1 protein-coding gene is annotated in these 550 nt (G+C 64.5%); it reads right to left on the reverse strand.

Annotation, left to right across the window (positions count from 1 at the left end):
• Nucleotides 1-550 (reverse strand): IS5 family transposase (locus tag JHD63_RS22805; RefSeq protein WP_198973089.1); only part of this gene is annotated, 550 nt, incomplete at both ends.

Here is a 550-nt window from a genome sequence, read left to right on the forward strand (position 1 = left end):
CGGCCTGGGCATCGGGCCGCTTGGCTGCGCCCTGGTAGCCCGCGTCGCCCCAGGCCTCGGTTTCCTCGCCGTGCAACAGCGTGTTGGCCTCGATCACATCATTGACGTTGCCGGCTGTGCCGCGCACCGTGTGCACCAGACCGGAGTCCGCATCCACGCCGATGTGGGCCTTCATGCCGAAGTACCACTGCTTGCCCTTCTTGCTTTGTTTCATCTGCGGGTCGCGTTCGCCCGAGGCATTCTTGGTCGAACTGGGCGCAGAGATCAGCGTGGCGTCCACTACCGTGCCGGCACGCAGCATCAAACCCTTGGCACCCAGCAATTCGTTGACCAGTGCCAGGATCTGAGGGGCCAGCTTGTGTTCCTCCAGCCGCCGGCGAAAGCGCAGGATCGTGGTCTCGTCGGGCAGCGGCGTGTCCCAGTTCAGGCCTGCGAATTCGCGCAACAGCGGCACATCGTGCAGCGACTCCTCCATCGCCGGATCGCTCAGCGTGAACCACTGCTGCATGAAGTGGATGCGCAGCATCGTCTCCAAGGCAAACGGCGGGCG

It is taken from the genome of Xylophilus sp. ASV27 (assembly GCF_016428875.1).
Classification (GTDB): domain Bacteria; phylum Pseudomonadota; class Gammaproteobacteria; order Burkholderiales; family Burkholderiaceae_C; genus Xylophilus.